At 73.6% G+C, this 25788-nt stretch carries 22 protein-coding genes and 1 riboswitch; of the genes, 7 read left to right on the top strand and 15 right to left on the bottom strand.

Features of this window, described 5'->3' with window-relative positions:
- Nucleotides 1-261: 261 nt before the first annotated feature.
- On the top strand, nucleotides 262-2784 hold the full coding sequence (locus ACIRBX_RS31715) for a helicase C-terminal domain-containing protein (protein WP_402302310.1): 2523 nt from the start codon (nucleotides 262-264) through the stop codon (nucleotides 2782-2784).
- Nucleotides 2785-2794: 10 nt separating this feature from the next.
- Entirely contained in the window at nucleotides 2795-3514 is a 720-nt protein-coding gene (gene pgeF / locus ACIRBX_RS31710; protein ID WP_402302307.1) for a peptidoglycan editing factor PgeF, read from the top strand.
- Nucleotide 3515: 1 nt separating this feature from the next.
- On the opposite strand, the gene ACIRBX_RS31705 is transcribed toward pgeF, so the two are convergent.
- Complete coding sequence (locus tag ACIRBX_RS31705) at nucleotides 3516-3779, bottom strand: hypothetical protein (RefSeq protein ID WP_402302305.1); 264 nt, start codon at nucleotides 3777-3779, stop codon at nucleotides 3516-3518.
- A gap of 96 nt (nucleotides 3780-3875) precedes the next feature.
- Here ACIRBX_RS31705 and ACIRBX_RS31700 point away from each other — a divergent pair, with 96 nt between their 5' ends.
- Nucleotides 3876-5513: a DNA repair helicase XPB gene (locus ACIRBX_RS31700; RefSeq protein WP_402302303.1), complete on the top strand. Its 1638-nt coding sequence runs from the start codon at nucleotides 3876-3878 to the stop codon at nucleotides 5511-5513.
- Nucleotides 5514-5516: 3 nt separating this feature from the next.
- Here ACIRBX_RS31700 and ACIRBX_RS31695 read toward each other — a convergent pair whose 3' ends face one another.
- Nucleotides 5517-5672 carry a hypothetical protein gene (locus ACIRBX_RS31695; RefSeq protein ID WP_402302300.1) on the bottom strand — a complete coding sequence of 52 codons (156 nt, stop codon included), beginning with the start codon at nucleotides 5670-5672 and terminating at the stop codon, nucleotides 5517-5519.
- 309 nt (nucleotides 5673-5981) lie between these two features.
- Here ACIRBX_RS31695 and ACIRBX_RS31690 point away from each other — a divergent pair, with 309 nt between their 5' ends.
- Nucleotides 5982-8042 (top strand): HelD family protein, encoded by a 2061-nt coding sequence (locus ACIRBX_RS31690; protein WP_402302298.1) that lies wholly within the window; start codon nucleotides 5982-5984, stop codon nucleotides 8040-8042.
- Between the two features lie 124 nt (nucleotides 8043-8166).
- Here the strand turns inward: ACIRBX_RS31690 and ACIRBX_RS31685 are convergent, their stop codons facing one another.
- The 5 genes from ACIRBX_RS31685 to ACIRBX_RS31665 all read right to left on the bottom strand — a co-directional run bounded on the left by ACIRBX_RS31685 (nucleotide 8167) and on the right by ACIRBX_RS31665 (nucleotide 14121).
- On the bottom strand, nucleotides 8167-8841 hold the full coding sequence (locus tag ACIRBX_RS31685; protein ID WP_402302296.1) for a copper homeostasis protein CutC: 675 nt from the start codon (nucleotides 8839-8841) through the stop codon (nucleotides 8167-8169).
- 114 nt (nucleotides 8842-8955) lie between these two features.
- Entirely contained in the window at nucleotides 8956-9903 is a 948-nt protein-coding gene (locus ACIRBX_RS31680; protein WP_402302294.1) for a hypothetical protein, read from the bottom strand.
- Nucleotides 9900-10244 carry a PadR family transcriptional regulator gene (locus ACIRBX_RS31675; protein ID WP_402302292.1) on the bottom strand — a complete coding sequence of 115 codons (345 nt, stop codon included), beginning with the start codon at nucleotides 10242-10244 and terminating at the stop codon, nucleotides 9900-9902. Before ACIRBX_RS31675 ends, ACIRBX_RS31680 begins: the two co-directional genes overlap by 4 nt.
- A gap of 461 nt (nucleotides 10245-10705) precedes the next feature.
- The gene (locus ACIRBX_RS31670; protein ID WP_402302290.1) at nucleotides 10706-13396 is read right to left on the bottom strand and encodes an FtsX-like permease family protein; all 2691 of its coding nucleotides are present in this window, start codon (nucleotides 13394-13396) and stop codon (nucleotides 10706-10708) included.
- Complete coding sequence (locus ACIRBX_RS31665; RefSeq protein WP_402302288.1) at nucleotides 13393-14121, bottom strand: ABC transporter ATP-binding protein; 729 nt, start codon at nucleotides 14119-14121, stop codon at nucleotides 13393-13395. The genes ACIRBX_RS31670 and ACIRBX_RS31665 overlap by 4 nt, the downstream gene beginning before the upstream one ends.
- A gap of 139 nt (nucleotides 14122-14260) precedes the next feature.
- Between ACIRBX_RS31665 and ACIRBX_RS31660 the strand changes: the two genes are divergently transcribed.
- Nucleotides 14261-14899: a hypothetical protein gene (locus tag ACIRBX_RS31660; protein WP_402302286.1), complete on the top strand. Its 639-nt coding sequence runs from the start codon at nucleotides 14261-14263 to the stop codon at nucleotides 14897-14899.
- Nucleotides 14900-15220: 321 nt separating this feature from the next.
- Here ACIRBX_RS31660 and ACIRBX_RS31655 read toward each other — a convergent pair whose 3' ends face one another.
- The 7 genes from ACIRBX_RS31655 to thrC all read right to left on the bottom strand — a co-directional run bounded on the left by ACIRBX_RS31655 (nucleotide 15221) and on the right by thrC (nucleotide 20907).
- The gene (locus ACIRBX_RS31655; protein WP_402302283.1) at nucleotides 15221-15499 is read right to left on the bottom strand and encodes a DUF4031 domain-containing protein; all 279 of its coding nucleotides are present in this window, start codon (nucleotides 15497-15499) and stop codon (nucleotides 15221-15223) included.
- On the bottom strand, nucleotides 15496-15852 hold the full coding sequence (locus ACIRBX_RS31650) for a hypothetical protein (RefSeq protein WP_402302282.1): 357 nt from the start codon (nucleotides 15850-15852) through the stop codon (nucleotides 15496-15498). Before ACIRBX_RS31650 ends, ACIRBX_RS31655 begins: the two co-directional genes overlap by 4 nt.
- Nucleotides 15853-15866: 14 nt before the next feature.
- Entirely contained in the window at nucleotides 15867-16460 is a 594-nt protein-coding gene (locus ACIRBX_RS31645) for a Uma2 family endonuclease (RefSeq protein WP_402302448.1), read from the bottom strand.
- A gap of 178 nt (nucleotides 16461-16638) precedes the next feature.
- Nucleotides 16639-18261 carry a chaperonin GroEL gene (gene groL, locus ACIRBX_RS31640; protein ID WP_396295831.1) on the bottom strand — a complete coding sequence of 541 codons (1623 nt, stop codon included), beginning with the start codon at nucleotides 18259-18261 and terminating at the stop codon, nucleotides 16639-16641.
- Nucleotides 18262-18585: 324 nt separating this feature from the next.
- The gene (locus ACIRBX_RS31635; RefSeq protein WP_030289665.1) at nucleotides 18586-18789 is read right to left on the bottom strand and encodes a cold-shock protein; all 204 of its coding nucleotides are present in this window, start codon (nucleotides 18787-18789) and stop codon (nucleotides 18586-18588) included.
- A 526-nt stretch (nucleotides 18790-19315) separates the two neighbouring features.
- The gene (locus ACIRBX_RS31630) at nucleotides 19316-19594 is read right to left on the bottom strand and encodes a ubiquitin-like small modifier protein 1 (protein ID WP_402302279.1); all 279 of its coding nucleotides are present in this window, start codon (nucleotides 19592-19594) and stop codon (nucleotides 19316-19318) included.
- A 32-nt stretch (nucleotides 19595-19626) separates the two neighbouring features.
- Complete coding sequence (gene thrC, locus ACIRBX_RS31625) at nucleotides 19627-20907, bottom strand: threonine synthase (protein ID WP_402302277.1); 1281 nt, start codon at nucleotides 20905-20907, stop codon at nucleotides 19627-19629.
- A gap of 17 nt (nucleotides 20908-20924) precedes the next feature.
- A riboswitch (SAM riboswitch) is annotated at nucleotides 20925-21062 on the bottom strand.
- Between the two features lie 177 nt (nucleotides 21063-21239).
- Between thrC and ACIRBX_RS31620 the strand changes: the two genes are divergently transcribed.
- Nucleotides 21240-22220: a glucosyl-3-phosphoglycerate synthase gene (locus ACIRBX_RS31620; protein WP_402302447.1), complete on the top strand. Its 981-nt coding sequence runs from the start codon at nucleotides 21240-21242 to the stop codon at nucleotides 22218-22220.
- Nucleotides 22221-22284: 64 nt separating this feature from the next.
- Nucleotides 22285-23760 carry a trehalose-6-phosphate synthase gene (locus ACIRBX_RS31615; RefSeq protein ID WP_402302275.1) on the top strand — a complete coding sequence of 492 codons (1476 nt, stop codon included), beginning with the start codon at nucleotides 22285-22287 and terminating at the stop codon, nucleotides 23758-23760.
- A 58-nt stretch (nucleotides 23761-23818) separates the two neighbouring features.
- On the opposite strand, the gene ACIRBX_RS31610 is transcribed toward ACIRBX_RS31615, so the two are convergent.
- Nucleotides 23819-25771: a hypothetical protein gene (locus ACIRBX_RS31610; RefSeq protein WP_402302273.1), complete on the bottom strand. Its 1953-nt coding sequence runs from the start codon at nucleotides 25769-25771 to the stop codon at nucleotides 23819-23821.
- Between the last annotated feature and the right edge of the window lie 17 nt (nucleotides 25772-25788).

Here is a 25788-nt window from a genome sequence, read left to right as displayed (position 1 = left end):
CCACAGGGCAGACCGTACCCCCGGCACCACCGATCAGTCAGCGAGTCGGCCCCTCGGGCCGGATTGTCCCCACCCTGTGGACAACCGACCCGGACCACCCGGCGGGGCGGGCGCCCGGGGGGCGCGGCGGCAGGTGATCCGGCTGACGGCGGTTCAGGTGGCGGCGAGCGCCGTCCGCACCCGCGCGCCGGGCCACCGACCGAGCCTCTGTCTCCCCGCCGTTTCTGTCCTCTTCACCCCCGGCCGACTAATCTGGGTCGGATGACCGGACAGCAGAGCAAGGCGCCCCGCACCCTCGCCGAGGAACTGCGCGCCCGCAGCGACGAGGACCTCGCCACGCTGCTGCACGCCCGCCCGGACCTGCTCAACCCGGTGCCCACCGACCTCACCCAGCTCTCCGCCCGGCTCTCCTCCCGGGCCTCCGCACTGCGCGCGCTGGAGCGCCTGGACCGCTTCACCCTGCAGACCGCCGAGGCACTGGCCGCCGCCCCCGACGGCTGCCCGGAGGCGACCCTCCGTCAACTGCTGGCCGGCCCGGCCCGGGTGAAACCGCATCCGGCCGCCGCCCCGGCCGACCGCCCCGCGATCACCGCCGCGCTGCCCGGCGCCCTCGCCACGCTCCGCGCCCAGGCCCTGCTCTGGGGCCCCGACTCGGGGCTCCGCCTGGTGATGGCGGTCCGCGAGGCGCTCGCCCCGTCCGCCGCCAATCCGGGCCGGACCGGCCTCGGGCCGACCCTGGCCGAGGCCACCACCGGGATGTCCCCGGCCCGGCTCCAGCAGCTGCTGCACGGCGCGGGCCTGCCGGCCACCCCGGACCCGGTCACCGCCGTGGCCGCGCTGACCGCGCTGCTCCAGGACCGCAAGCGCTGCGCCGCCCTGCTGGAGCAGGCCCCGCCGCCCGCCCTCGCCCTGCTGGAGAAGCTGCTCTGGGGCCCGCCCACCGGCACCGTGCCGGACGCCGCCCGGCAGGTCACCGCCGAGGAGGCCCGCAGCCCGGTGGAGTGGCTGCTGGCCCGGGGGCTGCTGCTGCCCAGCAGTCCCACCTCGGTGGTGCTGCCGCGCGAGCTGGCGCTGCACCTGCGCGGTGGCCGCACCCACCGCGAGGTGGAGCCGGTGGCGCCGCAGCCCGTCGCCACCGCCGAGCGCGACCCCCAGGCTGTGGACGGCAGCGCGGCCGGCCAGGCGCACACCGCCGTCCGCACCGTCGAGGAGCTGCTGGAGGCCTGGGGCCTCCAGCCGCCGCCCACCCTGCGCGCGGGCGGCCTCGGTGTCCGGGACCTCAAGCGGGCCGCCCTGCTGCTGGACTGCCCCGAGCCGACCGCCGCGTTCTGGCTCGAACTCGCCTACGCCTGCGGCCTGCTGGCCCCGGACGGGGAGGCGGACGAGCGCTGGGCGCCCACCCCGGCCTACGACCTCTGGCTCCAGCTGCCGACCGCCGAGCGCTGGGCCGCGCTGGCCCGCAGCTGGCTGGCCGGCACCCGGGTGTCCGGGCTGGCCGGCACGCCCGACGGCAAGGGCAGGACCCGGGCCGCGCTCGGCCCCGAGCTGGACCGCACCCTCGCCCCCTCCGTCCGCCGGGCCGTGCTCGCCGCACTGGCCGGGCTGCCGCCCGGCGCGGTGGCCGGCGCCGACGCCCTGCTGCCGCTGCTGCGCTGGCAGCGCCCGCTGCGCGGCGGGCCGGCCGGCCCCGACGGCCGGGACTTCCGCGACCAGCTGGTCGACTGGGCGCTCCAGGAGGCCGAGCTGCTCGGCCTCACCGGCCGGGGCGCACTCGGCTCGCCGGCCCGCGCCCTGCTCGCCGGGGCCGACCCGGCGGCCGTGCTGGAGCCGCTGCTGCCACAGCCGCTGGACCACGTGATCCTCCAGCCGGACCTGACCGCGATCGCCCCCGGCCCGCTGCTCACCCCGCTCGCCCAGGCGCTCGCGCTCTGCGCCGACATCGAGTCCAAGGGCGGAGCGACGGTCTACCGCTTCACCACCGACTCGGTCCGCCGCGCGCTGGACGCTGGCCGGACCGCGAACGACCTGCACGTCTTCCTGGCCGAGCACTCCCGCACCCCCGTACCGCAGCCGCTCGCCTACCTGATCGACGACGTGGCCCGGCGGCACGGCGTGCTCCGGGTCGGCGCCGCCTCCTCCTACCTGCGCTGCGACGACCCCGGCCTGCTGGCCGAGGTGCTGGCCGACCGACGGGCCGGAGAGCTCCGGCTGCGGCTGCTCGCCCCCACCGTGCTGGCCGCCCAGGCCGGCCCGGAGACGCTGCTCTCGGTGCTCCGCGCGATGGGCTACGCCCCGACCGCCGAATCGGCCGAGGGCGATCTGCTGCTGACCCACCCCGACAGCCGCCGCACCCCGCCGCGCACCGCCCCCGTCCCGGTCCCGGACGGGCCGCCGGAGCCCGACGCGGTGCTGCTGGCCGCCGCCGTCAAGGCCGTCCGGGCCGGCGACCTGGCCGCCACCGCCGTGCGCCGCGAGACGGTGGCCGGGCCGGCCGCCGGCCGACCGCAGTCCGGCCCGGCCCGGACCGACCTGCGCCAACTGCCGCGCACCGCCGCCGCCGACACGCTGGCCGCCCTGCAGACGGCGGTGCTGCTCGGCGAGCGGATGTGGATCGGCTACGTCAACGCCGAGGGCCTGGCCTCCCAGCGGGTGGTGGACCCGGTCAAGGTGGAGGGCGGCTACATCACCGCGTACGACCACCTCAGCGACCAGGTGCGCACCTTCGCCCTGCACCGGATCACCGGCGTGGCCGAACTCGCCGACCAGGACCACCCCAGGCGTTAGGGTCCCAGACATGGAGCAGCTCGCACCCGGCATCAGCTACGCCGTGATGGACCGTCACGGCGGCGTCAGCCCGGCCCCGTTCGACTCGCGCAACCTCGGCGGCCGGACCGCCGACGACCCGGAGAACGTCCGCCGCAACCGCGAGCTGACCGCCCGGGAGCTCGGCCTCGACCCGGCCGCCGTGGTGATGATGCGCCAGGTGCACGGCACCGAGGTCGCGTACGTCACCGAGCCCTACGACCCGGGCACCGCACCGCCGTTGGACGGCATCGTGACCGACCGGCCGCGGCTGGGCCTGGTCGCGCTGGCCGCCGACTGCGCACCGGTGCTGATCGGCGACCCGGTCCGCCGCCTGGTCGGCGCCGCCCACTCCGGCCGGGCCGGCACCGTGGCCGGCATGGCGACCGAACTGGTCGCGGCGATGACCGCCCGGGGCAGCCGCCCGGCCGACCTGGTCGCCCTGGTCGGCCCGCTCGCCTGCGGCCGGTGCTACGAGGTGCCGCAGGCGATGCAGGACGAGGCGTGCGCCGTGCTCCCGGAGCTCCGCTCCACCACCCGCCGGGGCACCCCGGCTCTGGACGTCCGGGCCGGCATCACCGCCCAGCTGACCGGGGCCGGGGTCGGCTCGATCCGGCACGACGACCGCTGCACCATCGAGGACGAGGACTTCTTCTCGCACCGCCGCGAGCAGGAGACCGGCCGGTTCGCCGCCTACGTCTGGCTCGACTGACCTACTTCTTCGCCGCCTGCTGCTTGGCGGCCTCCTCCTGCTGCTGCTTCTTGGCCTGCTCCATCAGCGTCTCCGGGTCCGGCGGGGTCGGGTCCACCCCGGTCAGCAGCTCGGCCCCGGTGAACGCCACCAGCCCGAACACCCCACCGGCCTTGGACACGTCCGGCATCCCGGCGGGCGCCGCCGCCGAGGCGGGAGCGGCGGCAGCGGCCAGCGCGGCCCCGGAGAGCGCGACGGCGGCGAACAGACGATTGGTCTTCTTCATGCCCTGCCCAACGAGCGATCCGGGCACCCGTCACCCATTTCCACCCGCATGCGGGACACTGGAAGGTCTGCGCCCGAGAACCGGAGGACTGCCCGCGTGAACGACGGACCGCTCATCGTCCAGAGTGACAAGACGCTGCTGCTGGAGATCGACCACCCGAAGGCCGCCGACTGCCGGCGGGCGATCGCGCCGTTCGCCGAGCTGGAGCGGGCGCCGGAGCACGTGCACACCTACCGGGTGACGCCGCTCGGGCTGTGGAACGCGCGGGCGGCCGGGCACGACGCCGAGCAGGTGGTGGACGCGCTGGTGAACTACTCGCGCTACCCGGTGCCGCACGCGCTGCTGGTGGACGTGGCGGACACCATGGCCCGGTACGGGCGGCTGCAGTTGAGCAAGCACCCGGTGCACGGGCTGGTGCTGACCACCACCGACCGGCCGGTGCTGGAGGAGGTGCTCAAGTCGAAGAAGATCGCCCCGCTGGTGGGGGCGCGGCTCGACCCGGACACCGTGATCGTGCACCCGTCGGAGCGCGGGCAGATCAAGCAGGTGCTGCTGAAGCTGGGCTGGCCGGCCGAGGACCACGCCGGGTACGTGGACGGCGAGGCGCACCCGATCCACCTGGAGCAGGACGGCTGGGAGCTGCGGCCGTACCAGCAGCAGGCGGTGGAGGGCTTCTGGCACGGCGGCAGCGGGGTCGTGGTGCTGCCCTGCGGCGCGGGCAAGACGCTGGTCGGGGCGGCGGCGATGGCCGAGGCCAAGTCGACCACGCTGATCCTGGTGACCAACACCGTCTCGGCCCGGCAGTGGAAGCACGAGCTGGTGAAGCGGACCTCGCTGACCGAGGACGAGATCGGCGAGTACAGCGGGACGAAGAAGGAGATCCGCCCGGTCACCATCGCCACCTACCAGGTGATGACGACCAAGCGGAAGGGCGTGTACGCGCACCTGGAGCTGTTCGACGCGCGGAACTGGGGCCTGGTGGTCTACGACGAGGTGCACCTGCTGCCCGCGCCGGTCTTCAAGTTCACCGCCGACCTGCAGGCCCGTCGGCGGCTCGGGCTGACCGCGACCCTGGTGCGGGAGGACGGCCGGGAGGGCGACGTGTTCTCGCTGATCGGGCCGAAGCGCTTCGACGCCCCGTGGAAGGAGATCGAGGCGCAGGGCTACATCGCGCCGGCCGACTGCTGCGAGGTGCGGGTGACGCTGACCGACTCCGAGCGGCTGGCCTACGCCACGGCGGAGCCGGAGGAGCGGTACCGGTTCTGTGCCACCACCGCGACCAAGCGGCGGGTGGTGGAGGCGCTGGTGAAGAAGCACGAGAAGGACCAGACGCTGATCATCGGTCAGTACATCGACCAGCTGGACGAGTTGGGCGAGGTGCTCGGCGCACCGGTGATCAAGGGCGAGACCAGCAACGCGCAGCGGGAGAAGCTGTTCGACGCGTTCCGCTCGAAGGAGATCAGCGTGCTGGTGGTCTCCAAGGTGGCCAACTTCTCCATCGACCTGCCGGAGGCGACCGTCGCCATCCAGGTCTCCGGGACCTTCGGCTCCCGGCAGGAGGAGGCCCAGCGGCTCGGCCGGGTGCTGCGGCCGAAGGCGGACGGGCACTCCGCGCACTTCTACTCGGTGGTGGCGCGGGACACCGTGGACCAGGACTTCGCGGCGCACCGCCAGCGCTTCCTGGCCGAGCAGGGCTACGCGTACCGGATCATCGACGCGGACGACGTGCTCTAGCGGTCAGAGCCGGACACCGTCGCGGCCGAGCAGGACCACGCGGGCGGCGGTGTCGAGGGCGATCCCGACGTTGCGGACGGCCGCCGCGAAGGGGCTGCGGCGGCGGGCGGAGGCAGCGGTGCTGCCACTGGCACGGTGGGTGCGGTGGGTGTTCTCCATGCCTCCACGGTAGGAAGCCGCCCCACCCCGGGGCGTCAGCCCGCAGGGCGCCGTGGCCTCGTCCTTCCGGCGTACCCGCCCCTGACCTCCGGGGGACCCGTCCCGGGGGTGACGTCAGGGTGGACGACCGGCGCGGAGCAAATGATTGGCGCGGCGGGCGGGGGCAGGTCTAGGATCGCCGGTCTTGCCCCCTCCCGAACCGTGGTGCCGTCGTCGCGGCAGCCGTGGGAGCCCGTCCCGGTCGGCAACCGGGCGGTCCACGTGAGCCAACGACGATCCGCCACCACCGGGTGGCCGGGAAGGTTTGCCGTGCACACCGCCGATCACCGAGGCGCCGATCCGCTCCAGCTCGAACGCGACCACCTGGCCGCCTCCCGCGCCGCCCTGCGCGCGATGCGCGCGGACGTCGAATCGCTGGACCTGCGGGACGTCACGGGCACCTGGGTGTCCGCCGCCGTCCTCCAGCACCAGATGGAGCAGCGCGTCGCCGCGCTCGCCGACCTGGCCCACACCCCGCTGTTCTTCGGCCGGTTGGACTACCTGCACGCGATCACCGACGAGGAACTGGCCGAGGGCGGCCAGGGCGAGCGGTTCTACATCGGCCGCCGGCACGTGCACGACGCCCAGGGCGACCCGATGGTGATCGACTGGCGTGCACCGGTCTCCCAGCCGTTCTACCGGGCCAGCCGCAGCGAGCCGCTGGACGTCGAGAAGCGGCGCCGGTTCGGCTACACCGCAGGCGAGTTGACCGCCTACGAGGACGAGAACCTGACCGACCCGGCGGAGACCGACACCGGCTCGGCCCTGCTCGCGGCCGAGATCGAGAAGCCCCGCGTCGGCCCGATGCGGGACATCGTGGCGACCATCCAGCCGGAGCAGGACGAGATCGTCCGGGCCGAGATCGGCGGCACCGTCTGCGTCCAGGGGGCGCCCGGTACCGGGAAGACCGCCGTCGGCCTGCACCGGGTCGCCTACCTGCTCTACGCGCACCGCGACCGGCTGGCCAAGTCCGGCACCCTGGTGGTCGGGCCGAACAGCTCCTTCCTGCACTACATCGAGCAGGTGCTGCCCGCCCTGGGCGAGTTGGACGTGGCCCAGGCCACCGTGCAGGAGCTGGTGAAGCACGTCGAGGTGCGCGGCGAGGACTCCGCCGGGGCCGCCTCGGTGAAGGGCGACGCCAGGATGGCCGAGGTGCTGCGGCGCGCGGTGCGCTCCGGCATCACGCTGCCCACCGAACCGCTGCTGGTGCAGCGCGGCTCCCGGCGCTGGCGGGTGCCGACGTACGAACTGGTGGAGATCGTCGAGGAGATGACCGGCCGGGAGATCCGCTACGGGGCCGCCGCCGAGGCGCTGCCGCAGCGGATCGCGCACACCGTGCTGCTGAAGATGGAGCAGGGCGGCGAGGCGCCCGACGACCGGGTGCAGGACGCGGTGGCCCGCAATCCGCAGGTGAAGGCCGCGGTCAAGGCGTGCTGGCCACCGGTGGACCCGGCCAAGCTGGTCCACCGGCTGCTCACCGACGCCGACTTCCTGGCCGCCTGCGCGGACGGCATCCTGACCGAGGAGGAGCAGGCGTTGGTGCGCTGGCCCAAGCCGGGCCGCTCGGTGAAGACCGCGCCGTGGACCGCCGCCGACGCGGTGCTGGTGGACGAGGCCGCCGACCTGGTGCGGCGCACCCCCTCGCTCGGCCACGTGGTGCTGGACGAGGCCCAGGACCTCTCCCCCATGCAGTACCGGGCGGTCGGCCGCCGCTGCTCGACCGGCTCGGCCACCGTGCTCGGCGACCTGGCCCAGGGCACCACCCCCTGGGCGACCGGGAGTTGGGCCGAGGCACTGCACCACCTGGGCAAGGACGGCGCGCACGTGGAGGAGCTGACCAAGGGCTTCCGGGTGCCCGAGGAGGTGATCGCCTACGCCTCCCGGCTGCTGCCCGCGATCGCCCCCGGACTGGCCCCCGCCACCTCGGTCCGCGACGCCCCCGACTCGCTGACGATCACTCAGGTCGCCCCGGAGGAGCTGGACTCGGCGGTGCTGGCCGCCTGCCGGGCCGCCCTGGAGCGGGAGGGCTCCACCGGCCTGATCGCCGCCGACGCCCGGATCGACGCCCTCGGTGAGCTGCTCACCGAGGCCGGCCTGCCGTACCTCGACCCCGGTACCGAGACCAGCGCCGAGTCCCGGCTCACCCTGGTGCCGGCTTCGCTGGCCAAGGGCCTGGAGTACGACTACGTGGTGCTCGACGAGCCCGCCGCGGTGGTGGCCGGCGAGCCCGACCTGCGCACCGGCCTGCGCCGCCTCTACGTCTCGCTGACCCGCGCCGTCTCCGGCCTCGCGGTCCTGCACGCCGAGCCACTGCCGGCCGAGCTGGGCTGACGCCCGGCACGCCGGAGGGCCCGGAGCGGGAAGCTCCGGGCCCTCCGTGCGAGCCCGCTCGGCGTCGGACGCGGGGTCAGGCCCGGTGTCGGACGCGGGGTCAGGCCCGGTGTCGGACGCGGGGTCAGGCGTCGATCAGGGCGCGCCACTCGGCGACCTTGGCCCGGTCGACCGGGGTGTCCCAGCCGTTCACCCGGACCGGGCCGCCGACGTGGAAGGCGTCGAAGCCGGCCGCGCGCAGGCCCGGGACGTGCTCGGCGCGCAGGCCGCCACCGATCAGGATCTGCTGGCGGTAGCCCGGGTCACCGGCCTTGGCCAGCTCGCCGGCCAGCACCTCCTGACCGTCCGTCACCCCGGCCGGGGAGCCGGAGGTGAGGAAGGTGTCCAGACCGGGGAGGTCGGCGACGGCGGCCCGGACGGCGGCCCGGTCGGCGCTGTGGTCGATGGCCCGGTGGAAGGTCCAGCGGCAGCCGGCCACCGCCTCCGCCACGGCCTCGGTCGCGGCCAGGTCCACGGCGCCGGTCTCGTCCAGGAAGCCGAGGACGAACTCCTCGGCGCCCTCGGCGCGCAGCGCGGCGGCCCGCTCGCGCAGCTCGTCCAGACTGCCGGGAGTGAAGCCGTCGCGGATCCGCAGCATCACCCGGAGCGGGATGGAGACGGCGGCCCGGATGGCGGCGAAGTCGGCCACGGCCGGGGTCAGACCGTCCGCGGCCATGTCGGCGACCAGTTCGAGCCGGTCGGCCCCGCCCGCCTCGGCCGCCTGGGCGTCCTGCACCGTCAGGGCGATCACTTCGAACATTGGTCTAGACATATTCACAGCGTGCCACATCCGCCCGCGCCGGGCGAGCCCCCGCGCGGGTTCAGCCGGGCGCCGTCCCCCGTTCGCCCCCGCTTCCCCGGAGCGGACGGTCCGTCAGAACTCCAGGGCCCGCTGCGGACGCCCCCGGCCCAGCAACCGCACGGCCAGCAGCAGGGTGGCCGCGACCAGCAGCGCGGCCGGCGCCAGCCGCCACACCCCGCCGACCTGCTCCCAGAGCGAGAACAGGCTGAACGCGGCGGTCAGCGGCAGCACCGCCAGCCCGAGCGCGGCGGGCAGCAGCCGGCCACGGGCGGCGAACAGCATCAGCACCAGCGGCACCAGCAGCAGTGCCACCGGCCACCAACCGTCCATCAGGTTGCGGGAACTGTAGCCCCCCTGGGCCCGGGTGACCGCGAAGCCGGCCACCGTGCCGGCCAGCAGCAGCAAGCGGTCAGCCCGGCCGCGCGAGTCGAGCAGCTCGCCCGGGGTCGCGGCCAGCATCGCCCCGCCGATCAGGTGCGGCACCACGGCGGTGGCGCTGTAGACGAAGAACCAGGCGTCCCAGCCGTACGGATCCTGCAGGCGGACGGCGATGTCGGCCAGCCGGACCACCGCGAGCAGCGCGACCCCCGCACCCAGCACCCGGGCCGCCCGCCAGGCGTTGGTGGCGGCGGCCAGCGCCAGCAGCACCGGGACGACCGCCAGGCCCAGCAGCGCGAGGTTGCCGACCAGCTCGTGCCACGGAGCGGCCAGCCCGGCCCGGGCCGCACGCCGGACGTGGAACATCCGCTCGTCCCCGATGCCCGGCAGCACGCTCAGCCCGACCAGGGCCCCCGCCAGCAGCGGCGCCCCCACCGCCAGCAGCCGGCCACCGAGGGCGGTGGCGGTCAGACCGGTGCGCATCCGCAGGCCGTACGCGGCCAGGTCGAACGCCTCCCGGACGGTGGCCAGCCGGCCCGCCCCGGCGGTGACGTCCTCGAACACCTCAGCCAGCTCGGCACCCCGGTCCCGGCGGTAGCGCGCCGGGTAGAGCGCGAGGGCGGTGCGCAGCGCGACGCTCATGCCGTCGCCCCCTTCGGCGCACCGAGGCCGCCGAGGCGGCGCTGCGCCTCGGCGGCGACGGTGCGCAGGCGCTCGGCCTCGGTGGCCAGGACGCCGCGACCGCCATCGGTGAGGGCGTAGCTGCGGCGGGCCCGGCCGTCCACGATCTCCTCGGCCGCGACCTCGATCAGGCCCTGCTGGAGCAGCCGGTCGAGCGCGCCGTAGAGGGTGCCGGTCCGCATCTTCACCCGGCCGCCGGAGATCGCGTCGATCTCCTGGATCAGCGCGTAGCCGTGCCGCGGGGCGTCGGCGAGGGCAGTGAGCAGCAGCAGGGTGGGCTCCTGCATCGCACGTTCGGTCATACGACTACATATATCGCCGGACTGCCTATTTGCGCCAGCCCTCCCCCGGACACCCGGCAGACCAGGCACCGAACACACGAGATCCGCCAGGCAAGCGCTCAGGGGCGCACCGAACACACGAGATCCGCCAGGCAAGCGCTCAGGGGCGCACCGAACACGCGAGATCCGCCAGGCAAGCGCTCAGGGGCGCACCGAACACGCGAGATCCGCCAGGCAAGCGCTCAGGGGCGCGAGGAACTGCGCGAGTCGGAAGGCGGCTCATCTGCAACTGACCCACCGTCAGCCAGTTGCACGTGCTGCCTTCCCACCCCGCGCAGTTCCTCGCGCCCCCAGGTCGCTGCAACTGGACCTCGCGCCAGAGGGTGCTGCCCCTCGAACCTCGCGCCCCTGGCTCGCTGCAACTGAACCTCGCGCCGGAGGGTGCTGCCCCTCGAACCTCGCCTCGGAGGGTGCTGCCCCCGTTACCCGTTCTCGTCGCGGCGGAGCGCCCCGAAGAGCCCGGCCAGCAGGGGCAGCGCCAGCGTCAGGACCGCGATCGTCACCCACGGAACCGCCGACGCGGGAAGCACCGCCGGAGCCCCCATCACCCCGGCGATCCGCGAGCGGAGCAGGGCGTAGGCGGGGACGAAGCCGCTGACCGTGCCGAGCAGGGCGCCGAGCAGGACGATCAGACCGGCCTGGAGGCCGGCGACGGTGCGCCGGGTCCGGGGCCGGGCCCCGACCGCGGAGAGGACGGCCCGCTCCCGCCGCGCGTCCGCCGCGGCCAGCGCGGTGGAGACGAGCGCCGCGCCGAGCACCACCAGCGCCGCGAAGCCGGAGATCGCGATCTGCATCACGCTGTCCTTCGCCCGGAAGCCGCGCTCCACCACGAACTCGGAGTGCGGGGCGATCCGGGCGACGGTCGCGGTGGCCCGCTGCTCGGCGCGTTCGGCGACCGGTCCGGCGGGCAGCCAGATCGCTCCGGCGGGCACCACGGACAGGCCGAGCTGACGGATCGTCCGCTCCCCGACCACCATCGGCACGAAGCGCTGCCCGACCGGCAGCTCGACCAGCACGGCGTCCACCGAGACGGTCCTCTCCTCCATGCTGCTGCCCTGCATCCGGAGCTCGGCCTTGCCGCCGTGCAGGTAGGCCGGATCGGTCACCACCGCCTTGCCGGCGGCCAGCGCCGCCTCGGCGGCCGGGTCGCGCAGCGCCAGCAGGTTGCGCAGGACGGCGGCGTCGCCGACCACCACCTTCTCGAAGCCGCCGCGCCCGTAGCGCTCGGCGCCCTTGGGCTGCACCACCGAGCTGCAGGTGTCGCAGAACCGGTACTCGGCCTGGAAGAGGTCGGCCCGCTCGCCCAGTTCGGGCAGGTCCTGGGGCAGCGCGGTCCGCAGCTGCGGCATCGCGTCCTGGTCGCCGTAGAGGTTGACCCGGACGGAGTTGGCGGGCTGCTGCATCCGGTAGCCGGCCCGGTCCTGGGCCTCGGCGCCGGAGGTGTGCACGCCGACCGCGACCGCGCCGGCCACGGCGGCGAGCACCGCCGCGACGGCTGGGGCGGTCCGGGAGCGGTGCCGGGAGGCGTCCCGCAGGGCCAGCCGGGGGCCGACCGGGAAGCGGCGGGCCAGCCGTCCGAGCCCGGCCAGCAGCAGCGGGGTGACCAGCAGCAGGCCCAGCTCGGCCAGCACGCCGCCGCCCAGCACGGTGAGCGAGCGGACCGAGAGTCCGGCCAGCACCGGCATCCCGCCGACCGGGGCGAGCACCGCTCCGCCGACCGCCAGCCCCGCTCCGGCCAGGCCGAGCAGCAGGCCGGCCAGCGGCACCCAGCGGCCGGACCGGCGCACCGGATCGCGGTCGGTCAGCCCGGCCAGCACCTCGCGGCGGCCGGCCTGGAGTGCGGGCTGCAGGGCGGCGGCCAGCGCGGTGGCCACGCCGACCAGCAGGATCAGCAGCAGGTCGAACGGACGGATCGTCAGGGCGCCGAAGCGGCTGCCGCCCCACTCCTCGATCCACGGGCGCAGCGCGGAGACCAGCAGGACGCCGAGCACCCCACCGGCGGCGGCGCCGAGCGTGCCGAGCACCAGTCCGCCGCCGAGCACCACGGTGCGGACGTGCCCGGGGCGGCCTCCCGCCGCGCCCAGCAGCGCGAGCTGGCGGCGGGCCCGGCGGGCGCCGACCGCAAAGGCCGGTCCGGCCAGCAGGGCGACCTCCAGCAGGGCCATCGCGGCGGTGACGGCGATGGTCATCACCCGGCGCTCGCGCTCGCCCTGGGCGTCGACGGCCTCCTGCCGCGCCATCGCCGCGGCGGGCGGATCGGCCGCCACCTGACGGCTCGCCATGGTGTAGCCGTGGGCGTTGAGTTCGGTGACCTTCTCCCAGCCGAGCTTCGCCCCGGCCGGGACCGTGACCAGCCAGGCGGCCTTCCGGCCGGCGGCGGCCTCGGCGGCCTCGGTCTTCGGGGCGACCCCGGCCTTCGCCAGGGCCTCGTCCAGCGGGGCGTACAACTCGCCCGGGCGGGCGACGAGTTCGGTCTTGCCCAGGTCCTCGGGGTGCTCAACCGTACCGGTCAGGGTGAACGGGGCGGACTCCAAACCGCGCACCGTGACGGTGTCGCCGACCTGCTTGCCGGTGGCCTTCAGGAAGGCCGGGGTGGCGGCGGCCTCGCGGGCGGCGGCCGGGGCCCGGCCGGAGACCAGGTCGATCCGGCCCTTCCAGAGGCCGGTGGCGAGGTCGGCCTCGAAGGTCTCGACCGAGGCCATCCCCTCACTGCTGCCCACCACCGCGACCGGCCCGATCCGGGCCGGGGTGACCACGCTGCCCTGCGGGAGCAACTCCCGGAGCAGGTCGGCCGGTTCGGTGGCCACCGCGCGCTTCTGCTCCGGGGTGAGCGGAGCGTCGGCCCGCTGGGGCAGCGACCGGACACCGTCCTTGGGGAAGACCGCCTGCTCGATCGCGTGCCCCGGCTCGTACGCGCCGACCAGCGCGTCGGCCCGGCCCATCAGCCGGTCCGACCGCTCGGCGGCGGTCAGCTGGGTACTGCGGTGGACCACGTCCACGCCCGTCGCACCGACCACCGGCAGCGCGATCATCGCGGCCACCAGTGCACTGCGCCCCTTGGACCGCAGGGCGTCCCGGCGTGCCATCCGCAGCAGCGGACGCCAGGCGCTCATCGGGCCGCTCCGGTCCGCAGCGGGGCGCGGTACACGGTGTCGTCGACGATCCGGCCGTCGCGCAGGGCGACCACCCGGTCCGCCCAGGCCGCGTGGGACGGATCGTGGGTGACCATCATGACGGCCGCCCCCGCGTCGCAGCGGGCCCGCAGCACTCCGAGCACCGCGTCCCCGGTCGCCGAGTCCAGCGCCCCGGTGGGCTCGTCGGCCAGCACCAGGCGGCGCTCGCCGGCCAGCGCCCGGCCGATCGCCACCCGCTGCTGCTGGCCGCCGGACATCTCCTCCGGGAAGCGGTCGGCCAGCTCGGCGATGCCCAGCTCCTCCAGCGCGACCAGCGCCTCCGCGCGGGCGGTCCGGGCCGGGATGCCGTCCAACTCCCGTGGCAGCGCGATGTTCTCGGCCGCCGTCAGGGACGGGATCAGGTTGTACGCCTGGAACACGTAGCCCACCGACCGGCGGCGGACGTCGGCCAGTCCGGCCCGGCTCAGGCCCTCCAACGGCCGGCCCTCGACCAGCACCCGGCCGGCCGACGGGCGGTCCAGGCCGCCGGCCAGCGCCAGCAGGCTGGACTTGCCGGAGCCGGACGGCCCCATCACGGCCAGGAACTCCCCGGCGCGCACCTCAAGGTCGATCGGGTGCAGCGCGTGCACCTCGGCCGCGCCCTTGCCGTGCACCCGGGCGACGCCTTCCAACCGCAGCACGGCCTGCGCATGTGATCCGGACATGGCTCCCCCTCGGGACAACAGTGGAACGTCTTGCATACCGAGTATGTATAGCCGCCCCGCGCCGAGTACTCAAGTCTGCGACATAAGTCGGTGGACTGCATATAGCCTGGATCACACGAGGCCGAGCCCGAGGAGCAGAATGACCGTCATGACCGCCTCGCTGACCGACCGCTGGCACGACCTGCTCGTCCGCTGCGGCGCCACCGCCGACCCCGCCCCCTACGCGGCGGACCTGCTCGGCCGCTGGGCCGAGCCGCAGCGGCGCTACCACGACACCGCGCACCTGACGGCGGTCCTCGACCGGGTCGACGAACTGGCCGGGCACGCGGACGACCCGGACGCGGTGCGGCTGGCCGCCTGGTTCCACGACGCCGTCTACCGGCCGGACCGCTCGGAGAACGAGGAGCGGTCCGCCGCCCTGGCCGTCCGGGCGCTCCAGGAGGCCGGCCTGCCGGCGGAGTTGACGGCGGAGGTGGCCCGGCTGGTCCGCCTGACGGTCACGCACCACCCGGCGGCCGGGGACCGCAACGGCGAGGTGCTCTGCGACGCCGACCTCGCGGTGCTCGGCGGCACGCCCGAGCAGTACGCGGCCTACGCGGCGGCGGTCCGGGAGGAGTACGGCTTCGTCCCCGAGGACGCCTTCCGGACCGGCCGGGCGGCGATCCTGCGCCAGCTCCTCGACCTGCCCGCCCTCTACCGCACCCCGCAGGCGGTGGCCCGCTACGACGCCGCCGCCCGCCGCAACCTCGCGGGCGAACTCCTGCTGCTCGGCGGCTGACGCCGGGCCGCCGGGCCGGCGACGGCGCGGTCCCACCCACCGGCCCGGACTGACGGCCGGTCAGCGCCCTGCGGGGGCCCGGGGCACGACACCGGGCGGCCCCTCCGGGTGGGCGCGGGCCGGCGGAGCCGGTGCGACCGCTGCGGTCGGCGGGAGTCGACCCGCGGAGCGGGCCTCGCACGGGTGGCGCGGCGAGCACCGCTGTCCCCGGAGTACGGGCCTGTCCGACGGGGTGGTCGGGGAAGGTCCGTCGAACCTCGGGCCCGACGGCACCGGGAGAGCCCTCGACAGGCCGGCCGACGGGCCGTCAGGCCAGGTTCGTCAGGCGGGGCGCGCGCCCCGGACCTCCGCCTTGCGGCGGCGCAGCCCGGCGGCGGTGAGCCGGGCCACCAGCTCCTTGCTGCCGACCGGCTCGGCGCCGAGCGCCACCGCCTTCTCGTACCAGTGCGCGGGGATGTCGTAGTGGTCCCGCTCGAAGCCCCTCGCGGGCGCGCCCAGGCGCTCCGCGAAGGCGTGCAGCTCGGCGTACGAGACGTCGCTGACCAGGTGGGACCAGTGCTTCCCGTGCCCCGGCCAGGAGGGCGGATCGATCAGGATCACGTCAGCGACCCGACCGGGGCCACCACCACGCCCTCCTTGCCGCACACCCAGTGCGGCTCGGGGCCCAACTCCGGCTCCACCGACAGCGCGTGCGGGTCCCCGTCGGCGGCACAGCCCTGGCACACCGGCCACCGCCCGTACCCCTCCAGCAGCCCGTCCTGCACGTCCTGGGCCACCAGCCCCGCCACGTACTCGGCCCCCGCCGGCCACTGCTCCACCCACCAGCGCCGCTTGGTGAGCACCTCCTCGACCAGCGAGACCACCTGCGGGTCGGCCACGTCACGCGCCGTCAGATCGGCCAGGATCAACGCCCGCGCGGCGTGCAGCGCGCCTTCGATGTCTTGGGAGCTCATCCCCCCATTGTCGCTCAGCCCGGCAGCGGGAAGCCCTCGGTGGCCAACTCCACGTCGAACGGCCCGGGCAGCGCGACCGGCTTGCCGAAGGGGGTGCGCACGCTCACCTGGTAGGCGCCGTTGAGCGGCTTGGAGAACAGCGTGACGGTCGGCTCGTGCTCGTCGAAGCGGTCGATCAGCAGGTAGAGCGGCACGGGCGCGTGGGCGTAGGCCCAGAGCTTCTTCGTCCGGTCGTGCCGGGCGTTCCCGGAGGAGGTGATCTCCACCGCCATCAGGACGTCGGCTGCGTCCACCGGGTCGGCGTCCGGATCCGGCGATCCGGTCAGGGCCGACTTCTCCACGACCACCAGGTCGGGCACGCAGACCTTCTGCAGGCGGGCGATCTGCGTCCCGAGGGTCTGGTACACCCCGACGTCGGCGCTGAGGCAGCGCAGGAGCGCGGTGTGCACCTCTCCCGCGATGTAGTTGTGCCCCTTGCCAGGTGGTGGTGCCAAGAGGATCCGTCCTCCTTCTACCTCGGCCCGCCAGCCCTCAGGGACGTCCAGCTCGCGCCAGGTGCGCAGCAGGTACTCCCACTGCGTCCCGTGCTCGACCACCGTCGCAGTCATCGGCGAACTCCCTTCCCGCTGTTCGCCCTCAAAGTAGTCCTCGTCACCACCGTCGAGACCGCTCATGGGGTCAGCGTCGCACGAATGAGTGACGGGAGCGAGAACGCCGCAGGGCGGCCTCCCCGGTGAGGGGAGACCGCCCTGACGGACGTTCCGGAGCTGCCGATCCTCGGGAGGATCAGAAGTCCATGTCACCGCCCGGCATGCCGCCGCCGGCGGCCGCGGCGGCCTTCTCCGGCTTGTCGGCGATGACGGCCTCGGTGGTGAGGAAGAGCGCCGCGATGGAGGCGGCGTTCTGCAGCGCGGAGCGGGTGACCTTGGCCGGGTCGATGATGCCGGCGGCGATCAGGTCGACGTACTCGTTGGTCGCGGCGTTCAGGCCCCAACCGGACTCGAGGTTGCGGACCTTCTCCACGACGACGCCACCCTCGAGGCCGGCGTTGGTGGCGATCTGCTTGATCGGGGCCTCGAGCGCGACGCGCACGATGTTGGCACCGGTGGCCTCGTCGCCGGTCAGCTCCAGCTTGTCGAAGGCGACACCGGCCTGCAGCAGCGCGACGCCACCACCGGCGACGATGCCCTCCTCGACGGCGGCCTTCGCGTTGCGGACGGCGTCCTCGATGCGGTGCTTGCGCTCCTTGAGCTCGACCTCGGTCGCGGCACCGGCCTTGATGACGGCGACGCCACCGGCGAGCTTGGCCAGGCGCTCCTGGAGCTTCTCGCGGTCGTAGTCCGAGTCGGAGTTCTCAATCTCGGCGCGGATCTGGTTGACCCGGCCGGCGACCTGGTCGCTGTCGCCGCCACCGTCGACGATGGTGGTCTCGTCCTTGGTGATGACCACCTTGCGGGCGGTGCCCAGCAGGTCGAGACCGGCGTTCTCCAGCTTGAGGCCGACCTCCTCGGAGATCACGGTGCCACCGGTGAGGATGGCGATGTCGCCGAGCATGGCCTTGCGGCGGTCGCCGAAGCCCGGGGCCTTGACGGCGACGGACTTGAAGGTGCCGCGGATCTTGTTCACGACCAGGGTCGACAGGGCCTCGCCCTCGACGTCCTCGGCGATGATGACGAGCGGCTTGCCGCTCTGCATGACCTTCTCCAGCAGCGGCAGCAGGTCCTTGACCGAGCCGATCTTGGAGTTGGCGATCAGGATGTACGGGTCCTCGAAGGAGGACTCCATGCGCTCCAGGTCGGTGGCGAAGTAGGCCGAGATGTAGCCCTTGTCGAAGCGCATGCCCTCGGTGAGCTCGAGCTCCAGACCGAAGGTGTTGCTCTCCTCGACGGTGATGACGCCTTCCTTGCCGACCTTGTCCATCGCCTCGGCGATGAGCTCGCCGATCTGGGTGTCGGCGGCCGAGATGGAGGCGGTGGAGGCGATCTGCTCCTTGGTCTCCACGTCCTTGGCCTGGGCCAGCAGCTGGTCGGAGACGGCCGCGACGGCCTTCTCGATGCCGCGCTTGAGGGCCATCGGGTTGGCGCCGGCGGCGACGTTGCGCAGACCCTCGCGGACGAGCGCCTGGGCCAGCACGGTGGCGGTGGTGGTGCCGTCACCCGCGACGTCGTCGGTCTTCTTGGCGACCTCCTTGACGAGCTCCGCGCCGATCTTCTCGTACGGGTCCTCGAGCTCGATCTCCTTGGCGATGGAGACGCCGTCGTTGGTGATCGTGGGGGCGCCCCACTTCTTCTCAAGGACGACGTTGCGGCCCTTGGGGCCCAGCGTCACCTTGACGGCGTCGGCAAGCTGGTTCATGCCGCGCTCGAGTCCGCGGCGAGCTTCCTCGTCAAAAGCGATGATCTTGGCCATCGGAAGTGGTCCTCCAGGACACGTCGACTGCGCCGGACCGGAGGGCGCCCGCGACGGACGGCCCTGGTGTGCGGGGGTCTCGTCCCCTACCGCTCCCGGGGGCCTCACCGACCCGGTCCGTTGTCACTCTCATGCTGTGAGTGCTAACGCCAATGATTAGCACTCTCGGGTATCGAGTGCAAGCCCAATCGTGATACGCGCGCCCGTGCCGGTGCGCCGGCCGGGGACGTCGGAAGGCCCGTACGACGGGTGTCGTACGGGCCTTCCGGTGAAGCGTGGAGACTGCCAGCCCGAAGCCGAGCCGAGGTCCGCAGGTGCGGAAGGTCAGACCGCCGCGCGGACCATGTCCGCCTGCGGGCCCTTCTGCCCCTGGGAGATCTCGAACTCGACCCGCTGGCCCTCCTCGAGGGTGCGGTAGCCGTCCATCTGGATCGCGCTGTAGTGGACGAACACGTCCGCACCACCGTCGACCGCGATGAAGCCGTAGCCCTTCTCCGCGTTGAACCACTTGACGGTGCCCTGAGCCATTCCGAACTCCCCTTGTGCTGTGCTGGCCCTTCGCGGGTCCACAGGATGCGGACCCAGGTCTGTACCGGCACACGCCCGAGGGAACCCCCCCTGGGCGCAGCCGCGGTCAACACTCGAACGCGCCGACCGCCGCTGAATGTATCCGGACAGACGCCCTCTGCAACAGGGTCAACTTCGCCGAATTCGCCGTATGACGAAAGGGATGTGACGGGAGGAAAGCCTCAAGGGGCGGCAATTCGCGCGGGACATAGCGGACCTAACGGGATGAAACTCCGTCAGATTCCTGACACTGGCCTGACAGTTCGCGTCTCAGCGCGACCGCCCCACGTCTCAGCCGCCGGACGGGCCCTCCGTGCACGACTCAGCCGCACCACCGATCGGGATTCGAAACATCCGATCCGCATCCGCACTCTACCGCCTGCGACCTGACGGAAATTCACCGCGACGTGCGACGGGCCGCCACCGATATCCGGAATCATTCGTTCCGGTCGCGGTGACGGCCCGTCGCCGTACTCCCGAAGCGGGTTCAGCAGCCCCCGGCCACCGCCGGAATGATCGAGATGTTGGCGCCGTCCTTGATCTCGGTCTCCAGGCCCTCGTCGAAACGCACGTCGTCGTCGTTGACGTAGACGTTCACGAACCGGCGGAGCTTGCCGGCGTCGTCCAGCACCCGGGCGGCGATGCCGGGGTGGTTGGCGTCCAGGTCGGCGATCACGGCGGCCAGGGTGGCGCCCTCGGCGGCCACCTCGGCGGCGCCGCCGGTGTAGGTGCGCAGGATGGTGGGAATGCGGACGGTGGCGCTCATGGGGGTACTCCTAAACCGGTGCTGAGGGGGGATCAGGCGGAGGCCAGGCCGGCCGCGCGGAAGGACTCCAGGGTCGGGCGGATGGTGGCGGTGAGCCCGGCGTCGGAGACGGCGTCCAGGGTCTTCAGGCCGTCGCCGGTGTTGATCGCCACGGTCTCCTTCGCCGGGTCGAGCTGCCCGGTCTCGACCAGCTTCTTCAGCACGCCGATGGTCACCCCGCCGGCCGTCTCGGCGAAGATGCCCTCGGTGCGGGCCAGCAGCTTGATCGCCTCGACCACCTCGGCGTCGGTGACGTCCTCGACCGCCCCACCGGTGCGGCGGGCGATGTCCAGCACGTACGGGCCGTCGGCCGGGTTGCCGATCGCCAGCGACTTGGCGATGGTGTCGGGCTTGACCGGCTTGATCACGTCGCGGCCGGCCTTGAAGGCGGCCGAGACCGGGGAGCAGCCCTCGGCCTGGGCACCGAAGATCTTGTAGGGCCGGTCCTCGACCAGGCCGAGCTTGATGAGCTCCTGCAGACCCTTGTCGATCTTGGTGAGCTGGGAGCCCGAGGCGATCGGGATGACGATCTGCTCCGGCAGCCGCCAGCCGAGCTGCTCGCAGATCTCGTACGCCAGGGTCTTGGAGCCCTCGCCGTAGTAGGGGCGAAGGTTGACGTTGACGAAGCCCCAGCCCTCGCCGGCCGGGTCGCCGATCAGCTCGGAGCAGAAGCGGTTCACGTCGTCGTAGTTGCCCTCGATGCCGACCAGCTCGCCGCCGTAGACGCCGGCCATCACGACCTTGCCCTGCTCCAGGTCGTGCGGGATGAACACGCAGGACTTGAAGCCGGCCCGGGCCGCCGCCGCCCCCACCGCGCCCGCCAGGTTGCCGGTGGAGGAGCAGGAGAGGGTGGTGAAGTGGAAGGCGCGCGCCGCCTCGATGGCGCAGGCCACCACGCGGTCCTTGAAGGAGTGGGTCGGGTTCCCCGAGTCGTCCTTGACGTGCAGCTGGGCGGTGAAGCCGAGCTCGCGGCCGAGGTTGTCGGCCTTCACCAGCGGGGTCCAGCCCGGGTTCAGGTTGGGCTTGGAGGCCACGTCGGCCGGGACGGGCAGCAGCGGGGCGTAGCGCCAGATGGACGCCGGGCCGGCCTCGATCCGCTTGCGCAGCTCCTCCGCGTCCTCGGAGCCGAAGTCGTAGGCGATCTCCAGCGGGCCGAAGCACTCGAGGCAGGCGAAGCTGGGGCCGAGCGGGAACTTGGTGCCGCACTCGCGACAGGACAGCCGGTCGGCGGGGCCGAGGTCGACGGAGGGTGCGGCGGAAACAGCGGTGGCCATGGTGGCGGAGACCTTTCTCCTCATCTTCCCCGTGACGCGGGCGCGCCACAGGACGGAATTGGCACCTGTCCCGCCGTGGCCGCCGATGGGCCGGATCGCGCGAGAAGGTTGCCGGGACGTCAACGGGCCGTTCCCTCAGTCCCTCTGGATGAGCTCTGTGAAGTTGTGGTCCTGCGCTCCGGCCGACCCCGACGTGCGAAGGTCTGACCGCAGTACGAAGACTGTATCCGAAGGCGCCCGAGCGGTGACCCGCCGTCCGCTGTACGAGATGCGAAACGCGAGGAGACGAGACAGTGCCCGACCAGCCTCAGCCGTCCGACCCTGCCGAGGAGTTGCTGCCCGAGGTGTCCGACTGGCTGCGCCGGCGCTCCTGGACGGCGGCCGACCGGCCGCTGGACGCCCTGCTGACGGCCAAACGGGCGGCCGGCCCGGCCGGCACCATCAGCGTGGTGCTGCCCGCCCTGGACGAGGAGCCGACCGTCGGCGAGATCGTCCGGGTGATCCGCCGCGAGCTGATGGAGCGTCTGCCGCTGGTGGACGAGCTGGTGGTGGTGGACTCCGGCTCGGCCGACCGGACGGCCGAGCTGGCCGCGGCGGCCGGGGCCCGGGTGGTCCACCGGGACGAGCTGCTGCCCCGGCTGCCGGCCGTGACCGGCAAGGGCGAGGTGCTCTGGCGCTCGCTGCTGGCCACCTCCGGGGCGATCGTCTGCTTCGTCGACGCCGACCTGCGCGAGTTCGACCCGGCCTTCGTCTCCGGGATCGTCGGGCCGCTGCTCACCGACCCGTCGATCGAGCTGGTGAAGGCGATGTACGACCGCCCGCTGGAGACCGAGGGGGCGGTGGTGCCGGCCGGCGGCGGGCGGGTGACGGAGCTGGTGGCCCGGCCGCTGCTGAACCTGCACTGGCCCCAACTGGCCGGATTCGTCCAGCCGTTGGGCGGTGAGTACGCGGCCCGCCGGTCACTGCTGGAGCGGCTGCCGTTCCCCACCGGCTACGGGGTGGAGCTCGGCCTGCTGGTGGACGCGCTGGAGCTGGCCGGGCTGGACGCGCTGGCCCAGGTGGACGTCGGGGTGCGGCACCACCGGCACCAGGACGGCCAGGCGCTCGGGCGGATGGCCGCGACCATCTACCGGACCGCGCTGGAGCGGCTGGACCGGACCGGGCGGCTGAAGAGCGGCCAGGACCTGGTGCGCCCGCTGCTCACCCAGTTCTCCCGGGACCCGGCCGGCCGGGAGTTCACCGCGCACACCCACCCGGTCGGCGCGCTGGAGCGCCCGCCGATGGTGACCGTCCCGGAGTACCACCCTCGGTGAGCCTCCGCGCGCGCCCCGTGTGCCGACTGGTTTGCCCCCGGGGGTGAGAGGCAAGGTTGGTGACATGGCCGATCACGCGACCGCACGTTCGAATCAGACCGGGGCCGCCCCCATCCTGGTGGCCTCCAACCGGGGGCCGGTGTCCTTCACCGCCGAGGACGACGGTTCGCTCACCCTGCGCAGAGGCGGTGGCGGACTGGTCTCCGGGCTGTCGGCGATCGACGACCCGTCCGCCGTCTGGGTCTGCGCCGCCCTCTCCGAGGCCGACCGCACGGCCGCCCGGCAGGCCCCCGACGGCCGGCTGGACCTGGCCGGGCACGAGGTCGGCGGCCAGGCGGTGCGGATGCTGGACATCGACCCCGGCACCTTCGCCCGGGCCTACAACGGGGTGGCCAACTCCACCCTCTGGTTCGTCCACCACCTGCTCTACGGGACGGCGGTGGCCCCGGTCTTCGACGACCGCTTCCGCCGCGAGTGGGAGTCCTACCGGGCCTACAACGCGGCCTTCGCCGGGGCACTGGCCGCCGAGGCGGCCCCCGGCGCGGCGGTGCTGGTGCAGGACTACCACCTCTCGCTGGCCCCCGCCCTGCTCCGCGAGCTGCGCCCGGACCTGAGGATCGGTCACTTCTCGCACACCCCGTGGGCCCCGCCGGAGTACTACCGGCTGCTGCCCGACGACGTGGCGGCCGACGTGCTCGCCGGCATCCTGGGCGCGGACCGGGCCGGCTTCCTCACCCGACGCTGGGCGCTGGCCTTCGCCGACTGCTGCGAGGCCGTGCTCGGCGCGGAGGTGGACCGCGAGGCCCTGACCGTCACGCACGCCGGGCGGACCACCGTGCTGGGCGTGCACGGGCTGGGGGCGGACGCCGACTTCCTCCGCGAGCGGGCCCACCGGCCGGACGTGGACACCAGGTTGGCCGCCCTGAAGGAGGCGGTCGGCGACCGCCGGACCATCGTCCGGGTGGACCGCACCGAGCTGAGCAAGAACATCGTGCGGGGCCTGCTGGCCTACCGGCACCTGCTGCGCACCCGCCCCGAGTGGCTGGACCGGGTGGTGCACGTGGCCTTCGCCTACCCCTCCCGGCACGACCTGCCGGAGTACCGCGAGTACACCGCCGCCGTGCAGCGGACCGCCCAGGAGATCAACGACGAGTTCGGGACGGCGACCTGGCAGCCGCTGATCCTGCACGTGAACGACGACTTCCCGCGCTCGCTGGCCGCCTACCGGCTGGCCGACGTGGCCCTGGTGAACCCGATCCGGGACGGCATGAACCTGGTCGCCAAGGAGGTGCCGGTGGTCTCCGACGCGGGCTGCGCGCTGGTCCTCTCCCGGGAGGCCGGGGCCCACGCCGAGCTGGCCGACGACTCCCTGGTGGTGAACCCCTACGACGTGATCGCCACCGCCGAGGCGCTGCACCGGGCCCTCACCATGCCCGCCGCCGAACGGACCGACCGGACCAAGCGCCTGGCCGCGGCGGCCACCGCGCTGCCGCCGCAGCAGTGGTTCCTGGACCAGCTGCACGCGCTGCGCGGCGAGTGAGCCGGGCGGCCCGCCGGGCCGGTGGGAGGGCTGATCCCCCACCGGCCCGGACGGGTCGTCAGGTGGTGACCGAGACCGTCTGCCCCGCCGCCACCTTGACGGTGAGGTAGCTGTAGGTCACCCCGTGCTCGACCTTGGTCTGCGCCTTCTTCGCCACGCCGTCCACGTACAGCTTCGGGTGGTCGCCGGTGAACCGGGCCTCCCAGGTGTACCCGCGGCTGTCGGAGTGGTTGGTCAGGGTGGAGCGGTTGGCCCCGTCCTGGCGCAGCCCGATCCGGTCCTTGCCGACCGGGATGTCGTCCACCTGGAGCCAGTCCATCCCGGCGGGCAGCCGGGAGACGGTGGTGAGCTTCCGGTTCGGAGCGTCCGGCTCCAGGCCGAGCAGGCCGGAGACGGTCTGGCCGACCAGGGTGAAGGAGACCTCGGGGTAGTCGCCGTTCGGGCCCTGGGAGGCGTTCACGTGCTGCACGTCCCGCTGGTCGTAGACGTACTGCATCCACTTCCAGGCCGCCGCGTTGCGGTTGTTGGCGAAGAAGGTGTCGGGCAGGTAGGTGAACGCCTCGATGTTCGACGGTCCGTCAGGGCCGGCCGCCTGGGCGTCGACGAAGTCGAGGTAGGCCTCGTTCCGCGGGCCGGCCTCGATGATCCTCTTCATCGGCATGAACCAGCTGTTCTCCAGGCCCCAGCCCTTGAACGCGGTGCCGTCCAGTGAGTACGCCCGGACCATGTCGGCGCCCGAACCGGAGCCGCTCCAGTCGGAGTTGAAGTACTGCTTGAGCGCGGCGGCCTGCTGCTCGGCCCTGGCGGCCAGCGCGGTGTCGCCCTTGCCCCTGGCCAGCGCGGCCAGGCCCAGGTAGGCCTGGTACTGGGCGGCGATGCCGTCGCCGGCCTCGGCGAGCTTCTCGTCGCCCTGCTCGTTGTAGCTCGCGGTGCCGGAGAAGATGCCCTTGCCGGTGCCCTCGGCCACCGCCACCGGGCCGTTCGCCCTGGACTGGTTGTGCAGGGCGACGAACTCGTCGGTGGTGTGCCGGTAGAAGTCCCAGAAGACCTCGTCCTCGACGTACGCCTTGTCGCCGCTCCAGCGGTACGCCTGGGCCGCCTTCTCCACCAGCTCGAACGGGGCCGGCACCTCGCGGACGAACAGGTCGGGGCGCCGGTAGTCGATGCTCAGGTAGGTGCCGGTGTCGAAGTTGTGCGCCCAGACCGGGTAGTACTTGTGCGCCTCGGTGGCCGAGGCGGCGAAGGAGCGCAGCATGGTGCGGTTCTCGGCGGTCAGGCCGAGCACCTGGGCGCCGACCACCTGGTGGGCCATGTCCCGGGAGTAGTAGCCGCTGCGGTTGGCGTAGCCGGCCCAGTAGGACGGGCCGTAGACGGCGGTGCCGGTGCCGAAGCGGTTGTTCTCGTCCACGTTCACCGGGCCCGCCGAACCGGACAGCAGCACCCAGGAGTTGGCCTTGCGCTTGGCCCAGTCGAACATCTCGGTGATCCGCGGGTCCGAGGAGGTGGCGACCGGGTCGGCGGGGGCCGCCGGGGAGAGCATCACGTCGTCGATGTTGAGCCAGCCGTCACCGGACTCGAAGGCGATCTCGACCTTGTCGCCCTTGCGGACCTCGACCCGGCTGACGGTGTGCCGGGAGTACTCGTAGCGGGTCGGCAGGGTGACCCTTCCGGCCTCGACGCCGTTGACCCGGACGGCGAGGGCGCCGTTCGGACCGCCGGTGGCGATCCAGGCCGAGACGTCGTAGCGGCCGTTCACCGGCGCGGTCAGCGTCTGGCTGATCCGGTGGCCGGGCCCGCCGTCCAGGTAGGCCAGCTTGGCGCCACCGTGCGGGTAGTTGGTGGCCACGCCGGAGCCGGAGGTGAAGTTCCATCCCCTGGTGCCGAGTTCGAAGCCGGGATTGGCCACGACCGGCACCTTCGGGGTGGCGGCCTGCGCCACCCCGAAGGTCTGCGGGGCGAGCGGTGCGAGCAGTGCGAGAGCAGTGAGCAGCGTCGTTGAGGCGCGTCGCATCAGGGTCTCCTGGGTCG

The organism is Kitasatospora sp. NPDC096147 (assembly GCF_044763225.1).
GTDB lineage: Bacteria > Actinomycetota > Actinomycetes > Streptomycetales > Streptomycetaceae > Kitasatospora.
This window is presented reverse-complemented; position numbering and strand designations above follow the sequence as displayed.